Below are 15,009 nucleotides of genomic sequence, written 5' to 3' on the forward strand. Positions count from 1 at the left end.
AGGAGGCGGACCGGTGCCCTCGCCGCAGCAGGCCCGCGCGCAGGCGTCAGCGATCACCTCGGGCAAGGCCGTGCCCGAGGCCGAGGCCGCACCGACCTCCCGGCTGCGGGAACTCTTCGACGGCCCGCGTCTGTCGCCGGGGCAGCGGCGCATCGCCCAGTACCTGATCGAGCACATCACCGAGGCCGCGTTCCTCTCCATCACCGAGCTGGCCGACCGGGTCGGGGTCAGCCAGCCCTCGGTCACCCGCTTCGCCGCCGCCGTCGGCTTCAGCGGTTATCCCGCGCTGCGCGAGAAGCTCCAGGCGATCGCGCTGAGCACCCTGGCCGGCGGGCCGGGCGAGGAGGACCGGGCCAACGAACTGCAGGCGGCCGTCGACGCCGAGATCGAGAACCTGGAGAACCTGCGACGGGACTTCGCCGACCCGGACCGGGTCATCCGGGTCGGCCGCGAACTGTCCCGCTCCACCCCGCTGACCGTGCTGGGACTGCGCATCTCGGAGTCGCTGGCCGAGTACTTCGGTTACGCCGCCCGCCGGATCCACCCCGACGTGCGGCTGGTCACGCGGGGCGGCAGCGTGGCCTACGACGCGCTGCTGCAGTGCCGCGAGGCCGGCGGCACCTGGGTGCTGGCCTTCGCCATGCCCCGGCACTCCCAGGAGACGCTCCAGGCGGTCCGCGTGGCGCGCGGCGCGGGTCTGAAGGTCGCCCTGGTGACCGACCTGGCGCTCGGGCCGCTGGCCGACGAGGCCGACGTCACCTTCGCCACCGGCACGGGCTCACGGCTCGTGTTCGACTCCTACGCCGCGCCGGGCATGATGGCGGCCGCACTGCTGCAGGCCATGACCGACGCCGATCCGGAGCGCACCCAGGCCCGCCTGGAGAAGTACGAGCAGCTCTCCGACCAGCACCAGTTCTTCATGAAGGACTGAATCCCGCAGTTCGTGCGCCCGTGCGCCGGTCTGGTGAAGATCCTGCGGTTCCCCTGCCGTGGACAGGGATCTTCCACGACAAATCACGCATGAATGTTTTCATACGTCTTGCAAAGCGAACGGCATATATAAATACTTCACCCGCGGACCCACCGCTCGCCCACCGCCCCGAGAAAGCCGACGGACCGCCCATGCGTACGCACGTCCCCGCGCAGCGCCGGTTCCCGACGCCCGGGGCGCCCGCACGGACATCCCCAGCCGCCGTCTCCTACCCACGTCGGCGCGGGGGGTGTACCGGGGCGTGTCGTCTGCGCGACGCGCCCGTGGCGGCCCCGGCCATCCCCTAGGCCGGGGCCGCCCCGCACCCGTCGGACCACCCTCACGACGCCGCCCACCGGAAGCGATGATCATGCCTCTGACCAGCACCCGTATCAGCCACGACTGGCCCTGTCAGGTCAAGACGCCGGGCTCGTACGACTGGGAGCGCTCGGCGGCCAAGTGGCTGCGCGAGCTGATCCCCGCGCGCTACGCCAGCTATCCGGCCCTCATCCGCCACCCCGTCCTGCTGGCCCGGCACGCCCAGCTGCAGGTCCAGCAGGAGATCCGGGTGGCCCGCACCGCGTTGCAGACCGCACGGGCCGAGCTGCCCATGCTCGGACTGCCCGAGTCGGTCATCGAGCACACGATCAAGCTGTACGCCGCCGAGGTCCTGCAGCTCCAGCACATCGCGCGCAGCGTCCGCGCCGTCAGCGAGGCGCTGGCCGGGAGGGGCACGGGCCGCTGATCCGCCGCCCGTCCCGGCTCCGCCGGTCAAACGGCGCGCGCCACGGTTCGCCCCCGCTCGTGCGAACGGCCTCCGGGTGCCGCCCGGCGGCAGCCCCGTATGCCCCGTAGCACGGAGCCCGTGTCAAGCCCGGGAATCCGTACCCGGCAGACGAGTGATCCAAGGGGGCCGGATGTGCCATGCTCGTCGCGTGACGAGCGAGCCCGTGCACCCGCTTGACCCCACCGGCGCCGATCCGGCGGCGCTGGCCAAGGTCGTCGCCCGGCAGCGCGCGGAGCTGGAACGGCTCAGGGACCTGGCCGCCACCTCCGCGGTCCTGGAGCGGGCCAAGGGCGTGCTGATGGCCGTCACCGGGTGTACCGCCGAAGCCGCGCACCAGGAGCTGCTGCGGCGCGCCGAGGACGGCAACCGCACGCTCCTCGAAGAGTGCTGGCTCACCCTGGGCGGCCTGCTGCCCCCGAAGGAGCAGCCGCCCGCCCCGCCCCCGGGCCCCGCCGCACCGCCCGCCGCCGGCACCCGGCAGGTCGCGCCGGCCGGCACGGCGGACCTGGCGAAGACACTCGGGCACATCGGCCGGGACCTGGTCCGGGTCGGCACCCCGCACGAGCTGGCCCAGTGCCTGCTGGACCACGTGGCACCCGAGACGGGCGCCGACGCCGTGATGCTGTACCAGCGGCTGCCCGAGGGCGGGCTCGAACTGATCGGCCACGCCGGCATCGGCGCGCCCCTCGCCGCGCAGTGGCGGTACGTGCCCCCGGTGCCGGGTGTGGTCCCGTTCGACGCCCTGCGGTGCGGCGAGCCCCGCTGGCTGGAGGATCTCGTCGCGGAGGGCGACCGGTTCCTGCTGATGGGAGAGGCGGCGGAGCGCTGGCCCAGCCGGGCCTGGCTGCCCGTGCCGGCCGGGAACACCGCGTATGTGGCCCTCGGCGTGCTGCGCGGGCGCGGCGGGCCGTTCGCAGCGCGGGAACGCGAGCTGCTGCGGGCCGTGGCCCGGCTGTGCGCGGGCCGGCTGCGCGCCTTCGACTGCCCCGTGGAACGCTCCGGTGACGGTGTCACCCACGCGGTGCAGGCGGTGTTCGACGCGCTGCCGGGCGCGACGATCCTGCTGGCGCCGCTGCGCGCCGCCACCGGCGAGGTGGAGGACTACCGGATCGAGGCCGCCACCCCGGAGGCGGTCGACGTGTTCGGCCGGACCGGCCGGCAGATGGTCGGCAGGCACGTCCTGGAGAGCTACCCGTCCGTCGCGGGCGAGCCGCTGTGGCACGGCTATCTCCAGGCCCTGCGGACGGGTGTGCCGTTCGAGAGCGAGCCGTTCGTCTACCAGGAGGTGATCGGCGAGGTCCCCGTGACCGCCACCTACTCGGTGCGGGCCGCGCCGCTGGGCGACGGACTGCTGGTCACCTGGGTGCGCAACGACCCCGCGGACCGGCAGGAGCAGCGCCTGTCCGACGTGCAGCGGCTCGGCAACCTCGGCTGGGCGAACTGGAACCTGATCACCCAGGAGATCTCCTGGTCCGAGCAGACGTACGCCGTGCTCGGCCGGACCCGCGAGCAGCGGCCGCTCCGTCTGGAACAGCTGCCGGATCTGGCCCTGCCGGGGGACGCGGGCCCGCTCGCCCACGCGATCGCCGAACTGGTCCGCCGCGCCCGGCCGCTGGATGTGCCGTTCCGCATCGACGCACCCGGGGGCGTCCGGCACCTGCGGCTGGTCGCGGAGGCCGTCACCGCGCTGGACGGCGCCACGGTCGAGGTGCACGGCTTCGTCCAGGACCTCACCCCGCAGCGCAGCGCGGAACTGGCGCTGGTGGAGAGCGAGCGGGCGATGCTGCTGCAGCGCGGGATCCTGCAGGCCGAACGGGCCCTGGCCGCCCGGCTGCAGCATGCCCTGCTGCCGCTGCCGAGCAAGCCGGTGCGGCTGGCCGGGCTGCGCGTCGAGGTGGCGTACCTGCCCGCACAGTCCGGTATCCACGTCGGCGGTGACTGGTTCAGCGCGATCGAACTGCCCGACGACGACGCGTTGTTCGTGGTCGGTGACGTGGCGGGGCACGGCATCGGCGCGGTGGCCACGATGGCCCAGCTCAGATTCACCGCGAAGGGCATGATCACCACCGGCTCCTCACTGACGGGGGCGCTGGACCGGCTCAACTACCTGCTGCTGCACTCCCGCGACAGCCAGACCACCGCCACCCTGGTGCTCGCCCGCTACAACCCCCGCCGGCGCGTCCTCGCCTGGGCGCAGGCCGGCCATCTGCCGCCGCTGCTGGTACGCCGCGGCGAGGTGCGCTACCTCGACCGGCCCGGCGGCATGCTGCTCGGCGCGACCGCGGCCCCCGCCTTCGAGGCGGCGGAGCTCCACCTGGAACCCGGAGACCGGCTGCTGCTGTACACCGACGGCCTGGTCGAACGCCCCGGCGAGAGCCTCGACACGGGCCTGGCACGGCTGGCCGAGGCGGCGCGCGCCCATGGCTGCGGCGAGTCGGGGTCCCTGGAGGCGCTGCTCGCCACGATGCTCGCGGACGAGCGGCGGGACGACGTGTGCGTGGTCGACATCAGGATGCCGCTGGAGGGCGTGGCCGACGGGGCGGAGGCCCCGGAGGCGGACGCGTAGGGGCGGTCGCGGGACCGGTGCGCGGGTGGCGGGCGGTCTCCGTCGCCTGGTCAGTCGTCGTCCCGGTGTCGCCAGTACCAGCAGACGCCGACGATCAGCGCCAGCAGGAACACGGCGGGCACGAGCAGACCCGGGATGCGGGAGCCGGTCATCGGGCTGGCTTTCGGTCGCGGTACGGCGGAGCACCCGCGACCGTCGCCGCGGGCTGACCAGCATGGGGCCGGGCCGCCGCGCCCGCCGGCGGCTTTCCCGAAGTGTTGCCCGGCGTTCGAATCCGGTCAGTCCACGGGGTGACCGGCGTCGATACCGGCCGCGTCGGACAGCCGCAGCAGCGGGCCGTCCCGCCCCTCGCCCCACTCCACCGGGTCCAGGACGAAACCGACGTGGTCGCCGCCGTCGGTGCGGTGCAGGATGGTGCCCACGAACCAGGCCGCCGCCTCGCGCAGGACCACTGCGCCGCCGTACCCCTCGGACCGGTCCAGGTGCGCGAACTTGTCGATCTCGTCGCCGGTTTGGCCGCCGAAGAGTTCCGCGAGCTCCCGCTGGTCGCGGGTGAGCAGGTGGACGGCGAGGTGCTGCGCGGCCCGGGCGACCCGGTAGGTGTGGTTGGCCTTGGACAGCCACACGGAGAACCGGGGCGGCCGGATGGAGCACTGCGAGGCGAAGCCGACCAGACACCCGGCCCGCTCACCGTCGGCCACGGCCGTGACCACGCACATGTCGGGGTTCAGCCGGCGGAAGAATCCGTCCATGCCGGCCGTGCCGGCCCTGCCGCCCGTCGTACCGTCCACGTCCGCCATGGCACCGCGCTCCCGTCCGCCGCTCCGGCCCGGCCTCGGCTCATGCGGCGAGGCCCGGGTGCGGCCCGCGCTGCCCGGTGTTCCCCGCGTGCCGCTCACGCATCGTCGCCGGGGCCGGTCCGCGACTCAAGCGCGCGGCGCGTGTCGTCGCCGTGGACGCCGGTCTCGTCGCCGCCGGTGCCGTACCGGGTTCCGCCCGGTGGCGCCCTGGCGGAGGGTGCCGTGGCCGTCGGGCGGCCTCCGTCTCGCACGCGGCCGTTCGAGGTCGAGCGGTGTCGGCACCTGGCTCTCCGAGAAAGCGCGTGCTAGAAAGCGCCGACATGACGACTCCTTGGTCACGCCGTGGCTTTCTGACCGCCTGCTCGGGAACAGCGCTCGCGCTGGGTCCCGGCAGCCGGGTCTCCGCGGCGCCGGACGCGTTCGCGGCGCTCCGCGCGAGGTGGCGGACCCTGATCCTCGGCGAGGGGTTCAGCGCCCTGGCCGAACCCTTCAGGAGCCGGCTCACCGACCTGGGCACGACGGCGAGCCGGTACCGGGCCGCCATGGCCCCCACCACCGGCTCCCTGTGGCCCGACCTGGTCTACGCCGACCCGGATCCGGACACCGGCCCGGAGTCCGTCGGCCGCTCGGGGAACATGAACACCAGCTACACCCGGCTGAGCACGCTCGCGCAGGCCTACTGCCTGCCGGGTACCGGCCTGACCGGCGACACGGACCTGCGGGACGCGCTCCGCACGGGCCTGGACCATCTGCACGACGACGTCTACAACGCGGGCCGGACCTGGTACGGCAACTGGTACAGCTGGCAGATCGGCGCCCCGCAGGCGCTGCTGGACGTGTGCGTGCTGCTGCACGACGCCCTGCCGGCCGCGCGGATCGCCGCCTACCTCGCCGCCGTGGACCACTTCGTGCCCGACTCGGCGGTGGGCAGCTACCGCGGCACCAGCACGGGCGCGAACCGGGTCGATCTGTGCCGGGTGCTGGCGCTGCGCGGGGTCGTCGGGGCGAGCGCGGCGAAGGTGGCGCTGGCCCGCGACGCCCTCTCCCCCGTCTTCCCGTACGTCACCTCCGGCGACGGGCTGTACGCCGACGGCTCGTTCGTCCAGCACACGACGGTGCCGTACACCGGCACGTACGGCTCGGTCCTGCTCGGCGGCCTCGGGCTGCTGTTCGCGCTGCTCGCGGACTCCGAGTGGGAGGTGACGGACCCGAACCGGCAGATCGTGTTCGACGCGGTGGAGCACGCCTGGGCACCGTTCCTCTACAACGGCCTGGTCATGGACGGTGTCGCGGGCCGGGCGATCAGCCGGGGACTCTCGGCCGCGGACCCGAAGCGGATCCAGCAGGACGATCATGTGCGCGGTCATGCGCTCCTCGGGTCGATCGTGCTGCTCGGGCAGGGCGCGAGCGCGGCCGAGAACGCCCGCTGGCGGGCTCTCGTGAAGGGCTGGATGCAGCGCGACCACTACAGCCCGCCGCTCGCCGACCCGGCGCTGAGCCTGCCGCAGCTGGCCCGGCTCAAGGGAGTGCGGGACGACGGGTCGGTGACGGCGGTGGCCGAGCCGACCGGGCACCGGCTGTTCCCGTGCATGGCGCGGGCGACCCACCGCAGGCCCGGCTGGGCGGCCGCGCTGAGCATGGCCGACGAGAGGATCACCTACTACGAGACCGGCAACGGCGAGAACCTGCGCGGCTGGCACACCGGTGCCGGGATGCTCTACTGGTGGGGCGACACCTTCGGCAACGGCCAGTACAGCGATGCCTTCTGGCCCACCGTCGACCCCTGCCGGCTGCCCGGTACGACCGTCTCGCGCAAGGCGCTGGCCGACGCGGCGGGCGGTGAGTGGGGTGCCCCGAAGCCGGACGTGACCTGGGTCGGCGGGGCGACGGACGGGCAGCGGGCCGCGGTCGGGCAGCACCTCAAGGGCCTGCAGTCGACGCTCGTGGCGAAGAGGTCGTGGTTCTTCCTGGACGACGCGGTCGTCTGTCTGGGCGCGGGCATCACGTGCGCGGACGGCACGGCCGTGGAGACGACGGTCGAGAACCGCAACCTCGGCCCGGCCGGCGGCGCGCCGTTCACGGCGGACGGCACGGCCGAGCCCGCCGCCTCCTCCTGGTCGGCCACGCTGACCGGGGCGAGATGGGCGCACATCGGCGGGCACGGCGGCTACGTCTTCCCGGGCGGGGCGACGGTGCGCGCGCTGCGCGAGGCCCGCGACGGCAGTTGGGCCACGATCAACAAGGGCGGTTCGAGCACCGTCCTGAACCGCACGTACCTGACGATGTACGTCGATCACGGCACCGACCCGGCGAACGCGTCGTACGCCTACCTGCTGCTGCCGGGTGCCACCGCGGCCCGCACCCGGGCCCGCGCCGCGGACGCGGACTGGCTGAGCGTGCTGGCCAACACGGACAGCCGGCAAGGGGTGGCCGTCGCCTCGCTGGGGTTCACCGGGGTGAACTTCTGGTGCGGCGCCACGGCCGGAACGCTGACCGCGAGCGATCCGTGCTGCGTGATGATCAGCGAGAAGCGGGACGGCACCGCCGTGATCGCCGTGAGCGATCCGACGCGCATGCGCACGAGCCTCACCCTGACCTGGCGGCGGGCGGTCGCCGCGGTGACGTCCGCGCCGGCCACGCTCGCCTCGGCGGCCACCGGGGCCTCGCTGACACTGGCCTTCGGCGATCTCACGGCCACCGCGGGCGCCACCCAGCGGGTCGCGGTCAGGCTGGGCTGAGCGCTCCCTGCACGAACCGGCCCAGGGACGCCGTGAACGCGGTGACGAAGGCGTCCCTGGCCTCCTCCGGCAGGGCGTCCAGGGACAGGTACGGGTTCAGGTCCTCCAGTTCGACCAGCAGGAGGCCGCCCTCGCGGGTGCGGCAGGCGTCGACGCGCTGGATGCCGGTACCGAGGTCGTTCCAGTCGATGAAGCGGCGGGCGAACTCCAGGTCGGCGGCGGTGGCCGCATAGGGCTCCAGCTCCCAGCGGCGCTGCGGGTCCGGGGCGTACAGGGCGTACTGGAAGTCGTCGTCGACGAAGTAGAAGGACACTTCGTGTGCGAAGTCGACGCACGGCTGGATCAGCACCTGGCCGGCGGCGAGCGCGGCGACCTGACCGGCGGGGGCGATCCGCAGGCCGAGGGAGTCCGCGCCGAGCATCGGCTTGACGACGTACCGCTCGGCGGCCGGCAGCAGGTGCAGGTCCTCGGCGCGGCCGACCGTCGGGATGACGGGGAAGCCGGCGGCGCTCAGGTCGAGCAGGTACTGCTTGCCGGCCATGTCCGCCTTGCCGGTGAGAGGGTTGTACACGGGCGTGCCGGTGCTGAGGGCTCGGGCGCGGAAGGCGTCGTAGGCACGCTGGTGGGCGAGGACCGGCCCGCTGTTGCGGACGACCACCGCGTCGAAGCCGTCCACCAGCGCCGCGGCGTCCTGCGGATGGCACAGGGCGAGGTCGAACCGGGCGCGGAGCCGTGAGGTGAGGAAGATGTCCTCGTCGCAGTAGCGGCGCCCGCGGGCCTCGTACGCCAGGTCGGTGACGTAGAGCAGGCGGGGGCGGGCGGCGGGCATGGGGCATCTCCTCGGGCGGTGCGCCGGTGTCGGGGCGGCCGGTCGCCCGGTGCCCGGAGGCGGGGCCTGCCGGCACGGGCCGGTCCCGGCACGGTGCAGAAAGGTTACGGCGCAGGGTGGGCGGCGGGATCGGGCGGGGTCCGGTGCGGCCGGGGCCCCGAGGGCCGTGCCCACTCCCACAGCACTCAGTTCCCCCGATTCCCTCCCGGCACTGCACTGAGTGTCACATTGCCCGTCCCGGGTGCTACGTTCCCCTCCATGAGCTCCAGCAGCGCGGCGACGGCCGCGAAGCCGCCGATGCGGGAGGCCCTCGTGGCGGCGGCCTTCCAGCTCTTCCTGGAACGCGGGTACGAGCAGACCACCGTGGACGACATCGTGACCCTCGCCGGGGTCGGCCGGCGTTCGTTCTTCCGCTACTTCCCCTCCAAGGAGGACGTGGTCTTCCCCGACCACGAGCGCTGCCTGGCCGACATGACCGCCTTCCTCGCCGCGGGCGGCGAGGAGCATGAGCCGGTGCGGCGGGTGTGCGACGCGGCCCGCCTGGTGCTGCGGATGTACGCGGAGAACCCCACGTTCTCCGTGCAGCGCTACCGCCTCACCAAGCAGGTACCGGGCCTGCGCGCCTACGAGCTGTCGGTGGTGTGGCGCTACGAGCGCGCGCTCGCCGAGTACCTGCGCGGGCGGTTCGCCGGACGGCCCGACGGGACGCTGCGGGCCGACGTCGTGGCGGCAGCGGTCGTCGCCGCGCACAACAACGCCCTGCGCTCCTGGCTGCGTTCGGACGGCCTCGGCGACGCGGGCGCCGCGGTGGACCACGCGCTGGGGTATGTGCAGAAGGCGTTCGGGGGCGCCCCCGAGCCCGCCGCACGGCCCGCCGTGATCGGTCCGGTGCCGGGTGGCGGTCCGCGGGACCGCCCCGAGGACGTGGTGGTGCTGGCCTGCCGGCGGGACGCCCCGCTGTGGCGGGTGGTCCAGGAGCTGGAGGCGGCACTCGGTCGCACGTGAGAGCACCCTCTCCAAATTGGGGGTACGGAGTGCCTTTACGAGTGACACTGAGTGCCATACCCTGTCGGCGTGCACGGTGGCACGGCCGCCGCGCACGCGTGTGCCCGGTGCACTCCGGACACGCGGGATTCCGGCCGAGCGCAGGGAGTTGACCAGCGTGTACCACCACTCAGCAAACGCTTCGCATCCGGCGGCCGGCTCCGCGGCGGGAGTTCTGGACCCCGTCTCCGCGGACTCCAAGGACGCCATCCTCTTCCAGCGGTGCACCTGGTGCGGCACCGCGATGTACCACCGGCTGCTGTGTCCGGTGTGCCAGGGCAGCGAGCTGCGCACGGAGCGCAGCGAGGGCGTCGGCACCGTACGGCATTCGACCGTGGTGCACCGCAACACGCCCGCGGCACGCAACGTCTCGCTGATAGAGATGGCCGAGGGGTTCGTCGTACGGGGCCGGGTCATGGGTCCGCCGGTCGGCATCCACAGCGGAGACCGGGTCCGGCTGTCCACCGCCCAGGACCCGGTGCGCGGCGAGCCGGTCTTCCAGCTGCTGGACGAGTCCTACCGGAGCGCCTGGACCTGACGGCGCCGGGACGCCCGCCGCACAACCGGGCGGACCACGGCCGCCGTTGCCGTGATGGCTCGATGTGATCGATCACGTCTCCTTCACGGGCAACCCACGGACTCCGCCTTCCGTCCTCCGGGAGCGAGGGGCTCCCGGGACGGACGGGACGCCCGAGGTCGGGGCTGAAGGAGGAACAGTGGTCCGTGCCCGGCGCATATGGGTGACCGCCACCGCGTTGCTCGCGGTGGCGGGGGCATCCCCAGGGGCGGCAGTAGCCCAGGATCAACCACCGTCACGGTTAGGGGCGTTGGCCTCACCGGAGGACGGGACGCTGCCACCGGGGTGGCGGCTCACCGGCGGCCGGTCGGCGCCGCAGCTGGTGTGGCGGTCGGACCGGCCGGTGCCGATGGGTGACGCCCGGGTCGAATTCCGGTCGGACGGGCGACTGCTGGGAGTGCCCCGGCCCGGCACGGACGGGCGTACCTTCCGGCTGCCGCTGGACGGTCACCAGGCCACGGGGCCGCAGGGGCTGGCGGGACTGCAAGTGTGGTCCGGCGGGCGCCGGCTGGACACGCGGACCGCCCCCGGCGCGCAGCACTCGCCCGGGGTCCCGTCCGCGCCCCGGCCACCGGCCCCGCTGCCCGCGAACGAGGTCGATCCCGGCAAGCCCGGTCCCTACCGCACCCGGACCGGCGAGTACAGCCTGAAGTCGGTGAAGCTGCCGGGCCTCCCGGCCCCGGTCGAGATGCGCGGGGTGGTCGTCTCCCCCGTCGGCGTGTCCGGCCGGCGTCCGCTCGCGCTGTTCCTGCACGGCCGCCACTTCACCTGCTACCGGGGCCAGGACATCACCGGCGACTGGCCGTGCAAGGCCGGCATGAAGCCCGTACCGAGCCACCGCGGCTACCTGCGCGACCAGAAGCTCCTCGCCTCCCAGGGCTATGTGACCGTCTCGGTCTCCGCCAACGGGATCAACGGCCAGGACTCCGCGGCCGAGGACGGCGGCGCCCAGGCCCGCTCCTCGCTGGTGCGGCTGCACCTGGCGCGCTGGGCGGAGTGGGCCGCGCACCCCGGGACCGCGCCGTCCGTCGTACGCCAGTCACCCCGCGCCGATCTGTCCCGCGTGCTGCTCGTCGGGCACTCCCGGGGCGGCGAGGGCGTCAACCGGGCGGCCCTGGACAGCCTCTATCCGCCGGCCGCCGACCAGGACGGCTACCACGGCCCGGTCCGCTGGACCGTCCGCGGCACGGTCCTCATCGGCCCCACCGTCTTCGGCCAGAACCCGGTGCCCGACGTACCGTCCGTGACGGTCCTGCCCGGCTGCGACGGTGACGTCTCCGACCTGCAGGGCGAGCTCTACGTCGACGGCACCCGCGCGGTCAGCAACGGCAGCGCGCTGCACAGTGCCGTGTACGTCATCGGTGCCGACCACAACTTCTTCAACTCCGAGTGGACGCCGGGCCAGGCCGCGGCGCCCGCCGAGGACGACTTCTCCGACGACCCGGACCACCCGGACCCGGTCTGCGGCAAGCACGCGGCGACCCGGCTCACCGCCGACCAGCAGCACCGGGCCGGTTCGACGTACATCGCGTCCGCCGCGCGGCTGTTCCTCGCCGGGGACGACCGGGTGCGGCCGCTGCTGGACGGCTCCGGGAAGCGGGCCCCGTCCGCGGACCCGGCGCGGGTGCTCAGCCACGCGGTGGGCGCGCGCCGGGGTGCCGGGTTCCTTCCCGACGGCGGGGTGACGGTGACCGGCGCCCGGCTGTGCGAAGCGGTGGACCCCAGCCCGGCCCAGGCCTGTCTGGGGCAGGGCGCGAACGGCGCGTCGCCGCACTTCGCGCGGTGGGAGCCCGACCGGGAGACCGGCCGGCACGCGATCGCGCTGCGCTGGACGCGCGCCGGTGCACCGGCACGCATCAGCCTGGAGCAGCCCGTGTCGCTGTCCGGCGCCGAAGCGCTGACGCTGCGGCTGTTCGTGCCGCCGAACTCGCGGGGCACGCGGCTGGACGTGTCCCTCACCGACGCCTTCGGCCGTACGGCCCGGCTGGGCGGCATCAGTGCCGACGGGCTGCCCGGCAGCGAGCGGACGACGTCCTACTGGGCACGCGAGTTCCGGGTGCCGCTGACGGCGGCCACCCGCGCCGGACTCAGGCTCGGCTCGGTCAAGTCGATGGAGCTGACGGCGCGTTCGGCGTCCGGGCAGGCCTGGCTGATGGACGCGTGGGGCTGGCGGCCGGGGACGCCCGCGGCTCGGGCGGCGACGCTGCCCCGGGTGGACATCGGCCGCCGTACGGTGGCCGAGGGTGACTCGGGCGTGCGCACCTACCGCGTGCCGGTCCGGGTGTCGGGCCACGGCAGCGGGCAGGTCCGGGTGTACGTCGTCGACCCGGCCACCGGGAAGGCGAAGGACCGGCTGGTGACGGTGCACCCGGGCGGTCACGACATCGACGTACCGGTCGAGGTGAAGGGCAACACCCGCTACGGCACGGACGTGTCGTACGACGTCCTGGTCAAGGCGGTCCGCGGGGCGGTCGTCGGCTCCTACCGGGGCGGGATCACCGTCCACGACGACGATCCGCCGCCGGCGATGACCGTCACGCCGGTCGCCGGCCGGGTCACGGAGGGGCGGTCCCTGAAGTGGCGGCTGTCCCTGTCGCAGGCGGTCGACGTCGACATGAGCGCGATGTTCGCGGTGGTGCCGGCCACCGCGCCGGAACTGTCCACGAAGGACGTCCCGGCGCGCTGGCTGAGGGAGGCCGCCGGGGCGAAGCCCGACCCGGAGCGGCCCCTGTCGAAGGTCGGCGGGCTCACCCTGTGGGTCGATGTCCCGGCGGGGCGGACGAGCGCGGAGATCACCGTGCCGACGGTCCAGGACCGGGTGCGGGAGCGGACGGAGTCGGTGCGGTTCCGGCAGGTCGACATGCAGACCGGTGAGCCGCGCCCCGGTGGGCTGGTGCTGTCCGGGTCGGTGCTGGACGCGTCGTAGCGGGCCGGTTCCGGGTGGCCCTCACTCGGCGAGGGTCACCCGGATGCCGACCGTGCCGTCCAGGCCGCGCCGCAGCCTGCTGCCGAGCAGGGTGAGGCGGCCGAGGATGCCGTACTTGCGGGCGATGAGGTCCCGGTAGCGGGCCGTGGTGGCGGCATCCGCGATCTCCGCGGTGGCCGGCAGCTGCTCGCCGGTGGGGTTGCCGCGCAGGTCGCAGGGGCCGACGACGACGTCGGGGCGGCGCCGGATCCGCTTGACCTTGAAGCTGTCGGCGGCGGTCCACACCCCGAGCGTGGCACCGTCGCGGACCACCCACACCGGGGTGGCGACCGGGGTGCCGTTCTTTCGGTAGCTGGTCACCAGCAGGTAGTTGCCGGCGCCGAGCCGGTCCAGCCGCGCGTCGTCCATGCCCGGCAGTCTAGGAGGCCGGCGCTTTCCCGACCCTTCCGGTCACGCCAGGGCCGCCGCCATGCGCCGTACGCCCTCGGTGAGGATCTCGGGCGAGGTCGCCAGGTTCAGCCGTACGTGCCCCGCGCCGCCGGTGCCGAAGGGCGGGCCCGTACTGAGGGCGACCCGGCCGCGGTCGAGGAAGACCTGTGCGGGGTCGTCGCCGAGGCCGAGGGCGCGGCAGTCGAGCCAGGCCAGAAAGGTGGCCTCGGCGGGCTGCGGGCGTACCGCGGGCAGGTGCTCGGCGAGCAGGGCGGCGAGCAGGTCCCGGTTGGCGCGCAGCCCGGCCAGCAGGGCGTCCAGCCAGCGGGTGCCCTCGCGCAGGGCGGCCGTGTGGGCGATGACCCCGAGGTGGCTGGGGCCGTGCCCGACCTCCTCGGGGAGCCGGGCGAGGTCGGCGGCCGCCTTCGGTCCCGCGAGGGCGAGGGCGGCTTTCAGACCGGCCAGGTTCCAGCCCTTGGAGGCCGACATCAGGGACAGCCCGTTCTCGGCTCCGGGGACGCTCAGGTACGGCACGAAGGGGACGCCGGGGGTGACCAGCGGGGCGTGGATCTCGTCCGCGACGACCCGGACGCCGTACCGCTCGGCGAGGGCGGCGACGGCCGTCAGTTCGGCGGCGGTGTGGACGGTGCCGGTGGGGTTGTGCGGGCTGCACAGCAGGTAGGCGGCGCGGCCGGAACCGGCGGTCGCCCGCCGGAACGCCTCCTCCAGTGCGGCCGGGTCGAGGCGCAGCTCCGCGCCGAGCGGGGCTTCGACCACCCGGCGGTCCATATGGGTGATGAACGGGAAGAACGGCGGATACACCGGCGGGTTGACGATCACCGGATCGCCGGGCCCGGTGACCAGTTTGATCATCTCGACCGCGCCGAGCATCACGTCCGGCACGATCGCGGTGCGCTCCACGGCGATCCCGTCCCAGTTCCAGCGTGCGGCGGCGAACGCGGCCAGCGCCTCGGCGTAGGCGGTGCCGGCCGGGTACCCGGTGTCGCCGAGGGCGAGCGCGTCGGTCACGGCGCGGACCACGGGCCCGGCGAGCGGTACGTCCATCTCGGCCACCCACAGCGGCAGCACGTCCTCGGGGTAGGTGCGCCATTTCATGCTCGTACGACGGCGCAGCCGGTCCAGGCCGAGGGCGCGCAGCGGGTCGGCCTCGCCGGGGGTGCCGTGCGGGATGCCGGTCATGGGGCTCACGATAGGGGCTGCGGGGGCAGGGGGCACGGGCCGAAATCCGGGGACGCGCGGCGGAGATCAACTCGGGCGTCTAGTGCCCCGACAGGCAACGTTTGCCCGTCGAGGAGCGGCGTCCGGTGCGTGCTCTGGGGGTC

General features: G+C 74.1%; 11 protein-coding genes. 7 read left to right on the forward strand and 4 right to left on the reverse strand.

Annotated elements, in window-relative coordinates; genetic code table 11:
• Positions 1 to 13 precede the first annotated feature (13 nt).
• From ABT171_RS23500 to ABT171_RS23510, 3 genes are all read left to right on the forward strand, one after another.
• A complete protein-coding gene (locus tag ABT171_RS23500) occupies positions 14 to 931 on the forward strand; it encodes a MurR/RpiR family transcriptional regulator (protein WP_351246789.1) in 918 nt (305 codons plus the stop codon).
• Between the two features lie 403 nt (positions 932 to 1,334).
• A complete protein-coding gene (locus ABT171_RS23505) occupies positions 1,335 to 1,715 on the forward strand; it encodes a hypothetical protein (RefSeq protein ID WP_351246791.1) in 381 nt (126 codons plus the stop codon).
• A 172-nt stretch (positions 1,716 to 1,887) separates the two neighbouring features.
• On the forward strand, positions 1,888 to 4,323 hold the full coding sequence (locus tag ABT171_RS23510) for a SpoIIE family protein phosphatase (RefSeq protein WP_351246793.1): 2,436 nt from the start codon (positions 1,888 to 1,890) through the stop codon (positions 4,321 to 4,323).
• Positions 4,324 to 4,601: 278 nt separating this feature from the next.
• Here the strand turns inward: ABT171_RS23510 and ABT171_RS23515 are convergent, their stop codons facing one another.
• Positions 4,602 to 5,123, reverse strand: coding sequence for a flavin reductase family protein (locus ABT171_RS23515; RefSeq protein WP_351246795.1), 522 nt, complete (start codon positions 5,121 to 5,123; stop codon positions 4,602 to 4,604).
• Between the two features lie 320 nt (positions 5,124 to 5,443).
• On the opposite strand from ABT171_RS23515, the gene ABT171_RS23520 reads away from it, so the two are divergent.
• Positions 5,444 to 7,861 (forward strand): polysaccharide lyase 8 family protein, encoded by a 2,418-nt coding sequence (locus ABT171_RS23520; protein WP_351246797.1) that lies wholly within the window; start codon positions 5,444 to 5,446, stop codon positions 7,859 to 7,861.
• Here ABT171_RS23520 and ABT171_RS23525 read toward each other — a convergent pair.
• A complete protein-coding gene (locus ABT171_RS23525; RefSeq protein ID WP_351246799.1) occupies positions 7,848 to 8,690 on the reverse strand; it encodes an ATP-grasp domain-containing protein in 843 nt (280 codons plus the stop codon). The genes ABT171_RS23520 and ABT171_RS23525 overlap by 14 nt on opposite strands.
• A gap of 258 nt (positions 8,691 to 8,948) precedes the next feature.
• On the opposite strand from ABT171_RS23525, the gene ABT171_RS23530 reads away from it, so the two are divergent.
• From ABT171_RS23530 to ABT171_RS23540, 3 genes are all read left to right on the forward strand, one after another.
• Positions 8,949 to 9,695, forward strand: a complete 747-nt coding sequence (locus tag ABT171_RS23530) for a TetR family transcriptional regulator (RefSeq protein ID WP_351246801.1) — start codon at positions 8,949 to 8,951, stop codon at positions 9,693 to 9,695.
• Positions 9,696 to 9,852: 157 nt separating this feature from the next.
• Positions 9,853 to 10,272, forward strand: coding sequence for a Zn-ribbon domain-containing OB-fold protein (locus ABT171_RS23535; RefSeq protein WP_351246803.1), 420 nt, complete (start codon positions 9,853 to 9,855; stop codon positions 10,270 to 10,272).
• A 178-nt stretch (positions 10,273 to 10,450) separates the two neighbouring features.
• Positions 10,451 to 13,237 carry an alpha/beta hydrolase gene (locus tag ABT171_RS23540; RefSeq protein ID WP_351246805.1) on the forward strand — a complete coding sequence of 929 codons (2,787 nt, stop codon included), beginning with the start codon at positions 10,451 to 10,453 and terminating at the stop codon, positions 13,235 to 13,237.
• A gap of 21 nt (positions 13,238 to 13,258) precedes the next feature.
• On the opposite strand, the gene ABT171_RS23545 is transcribed toward ABT171_RS23540, so the two are convergent.
• Positions 13,259 to 13,645 carry a PPOX class F420-dependent oxidoreductase gene (locus ABT171_RS23545; RefSeq protein WP_351246807.1) on the reverse strand — a complete coding sequence of 129 codons (387 nt, stop codon included), beginning with the start codon at positions 13,643 to 13,645 and terminating at the stop codon, positions 13,259 to 13,261.
• A gap of 42 nt (positions 13,646 to 13,687) precedes the next feature.
• Positions 13,688 to 14,866: a MalY/PatB family protein gene (locus ABT171_RS23550; RefSeq protein WP_351246809.1), complete on the reverse strand. Its 1,179-nt coding sequence runs from the start codon at positions 14,864 to 14,866 to the stop codon at positions 13,688 to 13,690.
• Between the last annotated feature and the right edge of the window lie 143 nt (positions 14,867 to 15,009).

It is taken from the genome of Streptomyces sp. NPDC001851, assembly GCF_040297165.1.
Classification (GTDB): Bacteria; Actinomycetota; Actinomycetes; order Streptomycetales; family Streptomycetaceae; genus Streptomyces.

Excerpts from the sequence above, each read along its gene's own strand:
- ABT171_RS23505 (WP_351246791.1), top strand. The coding sequence starts at position 1,335 with ATGATCATGCCTCTGACCAGCACCCGTATCAGCCACGACTGGCCCTGT.
- ABT171_RS23510 (WP_351246793.1), top strand. The coding sequence starts at position 1,888 with ATGTGCCATGCTCGTCGCGTGACGAGCGAGCCCGTGCACCCGCTTGAC.
- ABT171_RS23515 (WP_351246795.1), bottom strand. The coding sequence starts at position 5,123 with ATGGCGGACGTGGACGGTACGACGGGCGGCAGGGCCGGCACGGCCGGC.
- ABT171_RS23520 (WP_351246797.1), top strand. The coding sequence starts at position 5,444 with ATGACGACTCCTTGGTCACGCCGTGGCTTTCTGACCGCCTGCTCGGGA.
- ABT171_RS23525 (WP_351246799.1), bottom strand. The coding sequence starts at position 8,690 with ATGCCCGCCGCCCGCCCCCGCCTGCTCTACGTCACCGACCTGGCGTAC.
- ABT171_RS23530 (WP_351246801.1), top strand. The coding sequence starts at position 8,949 with ATGAGCTCCAGCAGCGCGGCGACGGCCGCGAAGCCGCCGATGCGGGAG.
- ABT171_RS23545 (WP_351246807.1), bottom strand. The coding sequence starts at position 13,645 with ATGGACGACGCGCGGCTGGACCGGCTCGGCGCCGGCAACTACCTGCTG.
- ABT171_RS23550 (WP_351246809.1), bottom strand. The coding sequence starts at position 14,866 with ATGACCGGCATCCCGCACGGCACCCCCGGCGAGGCCGACCCGCTGCGC.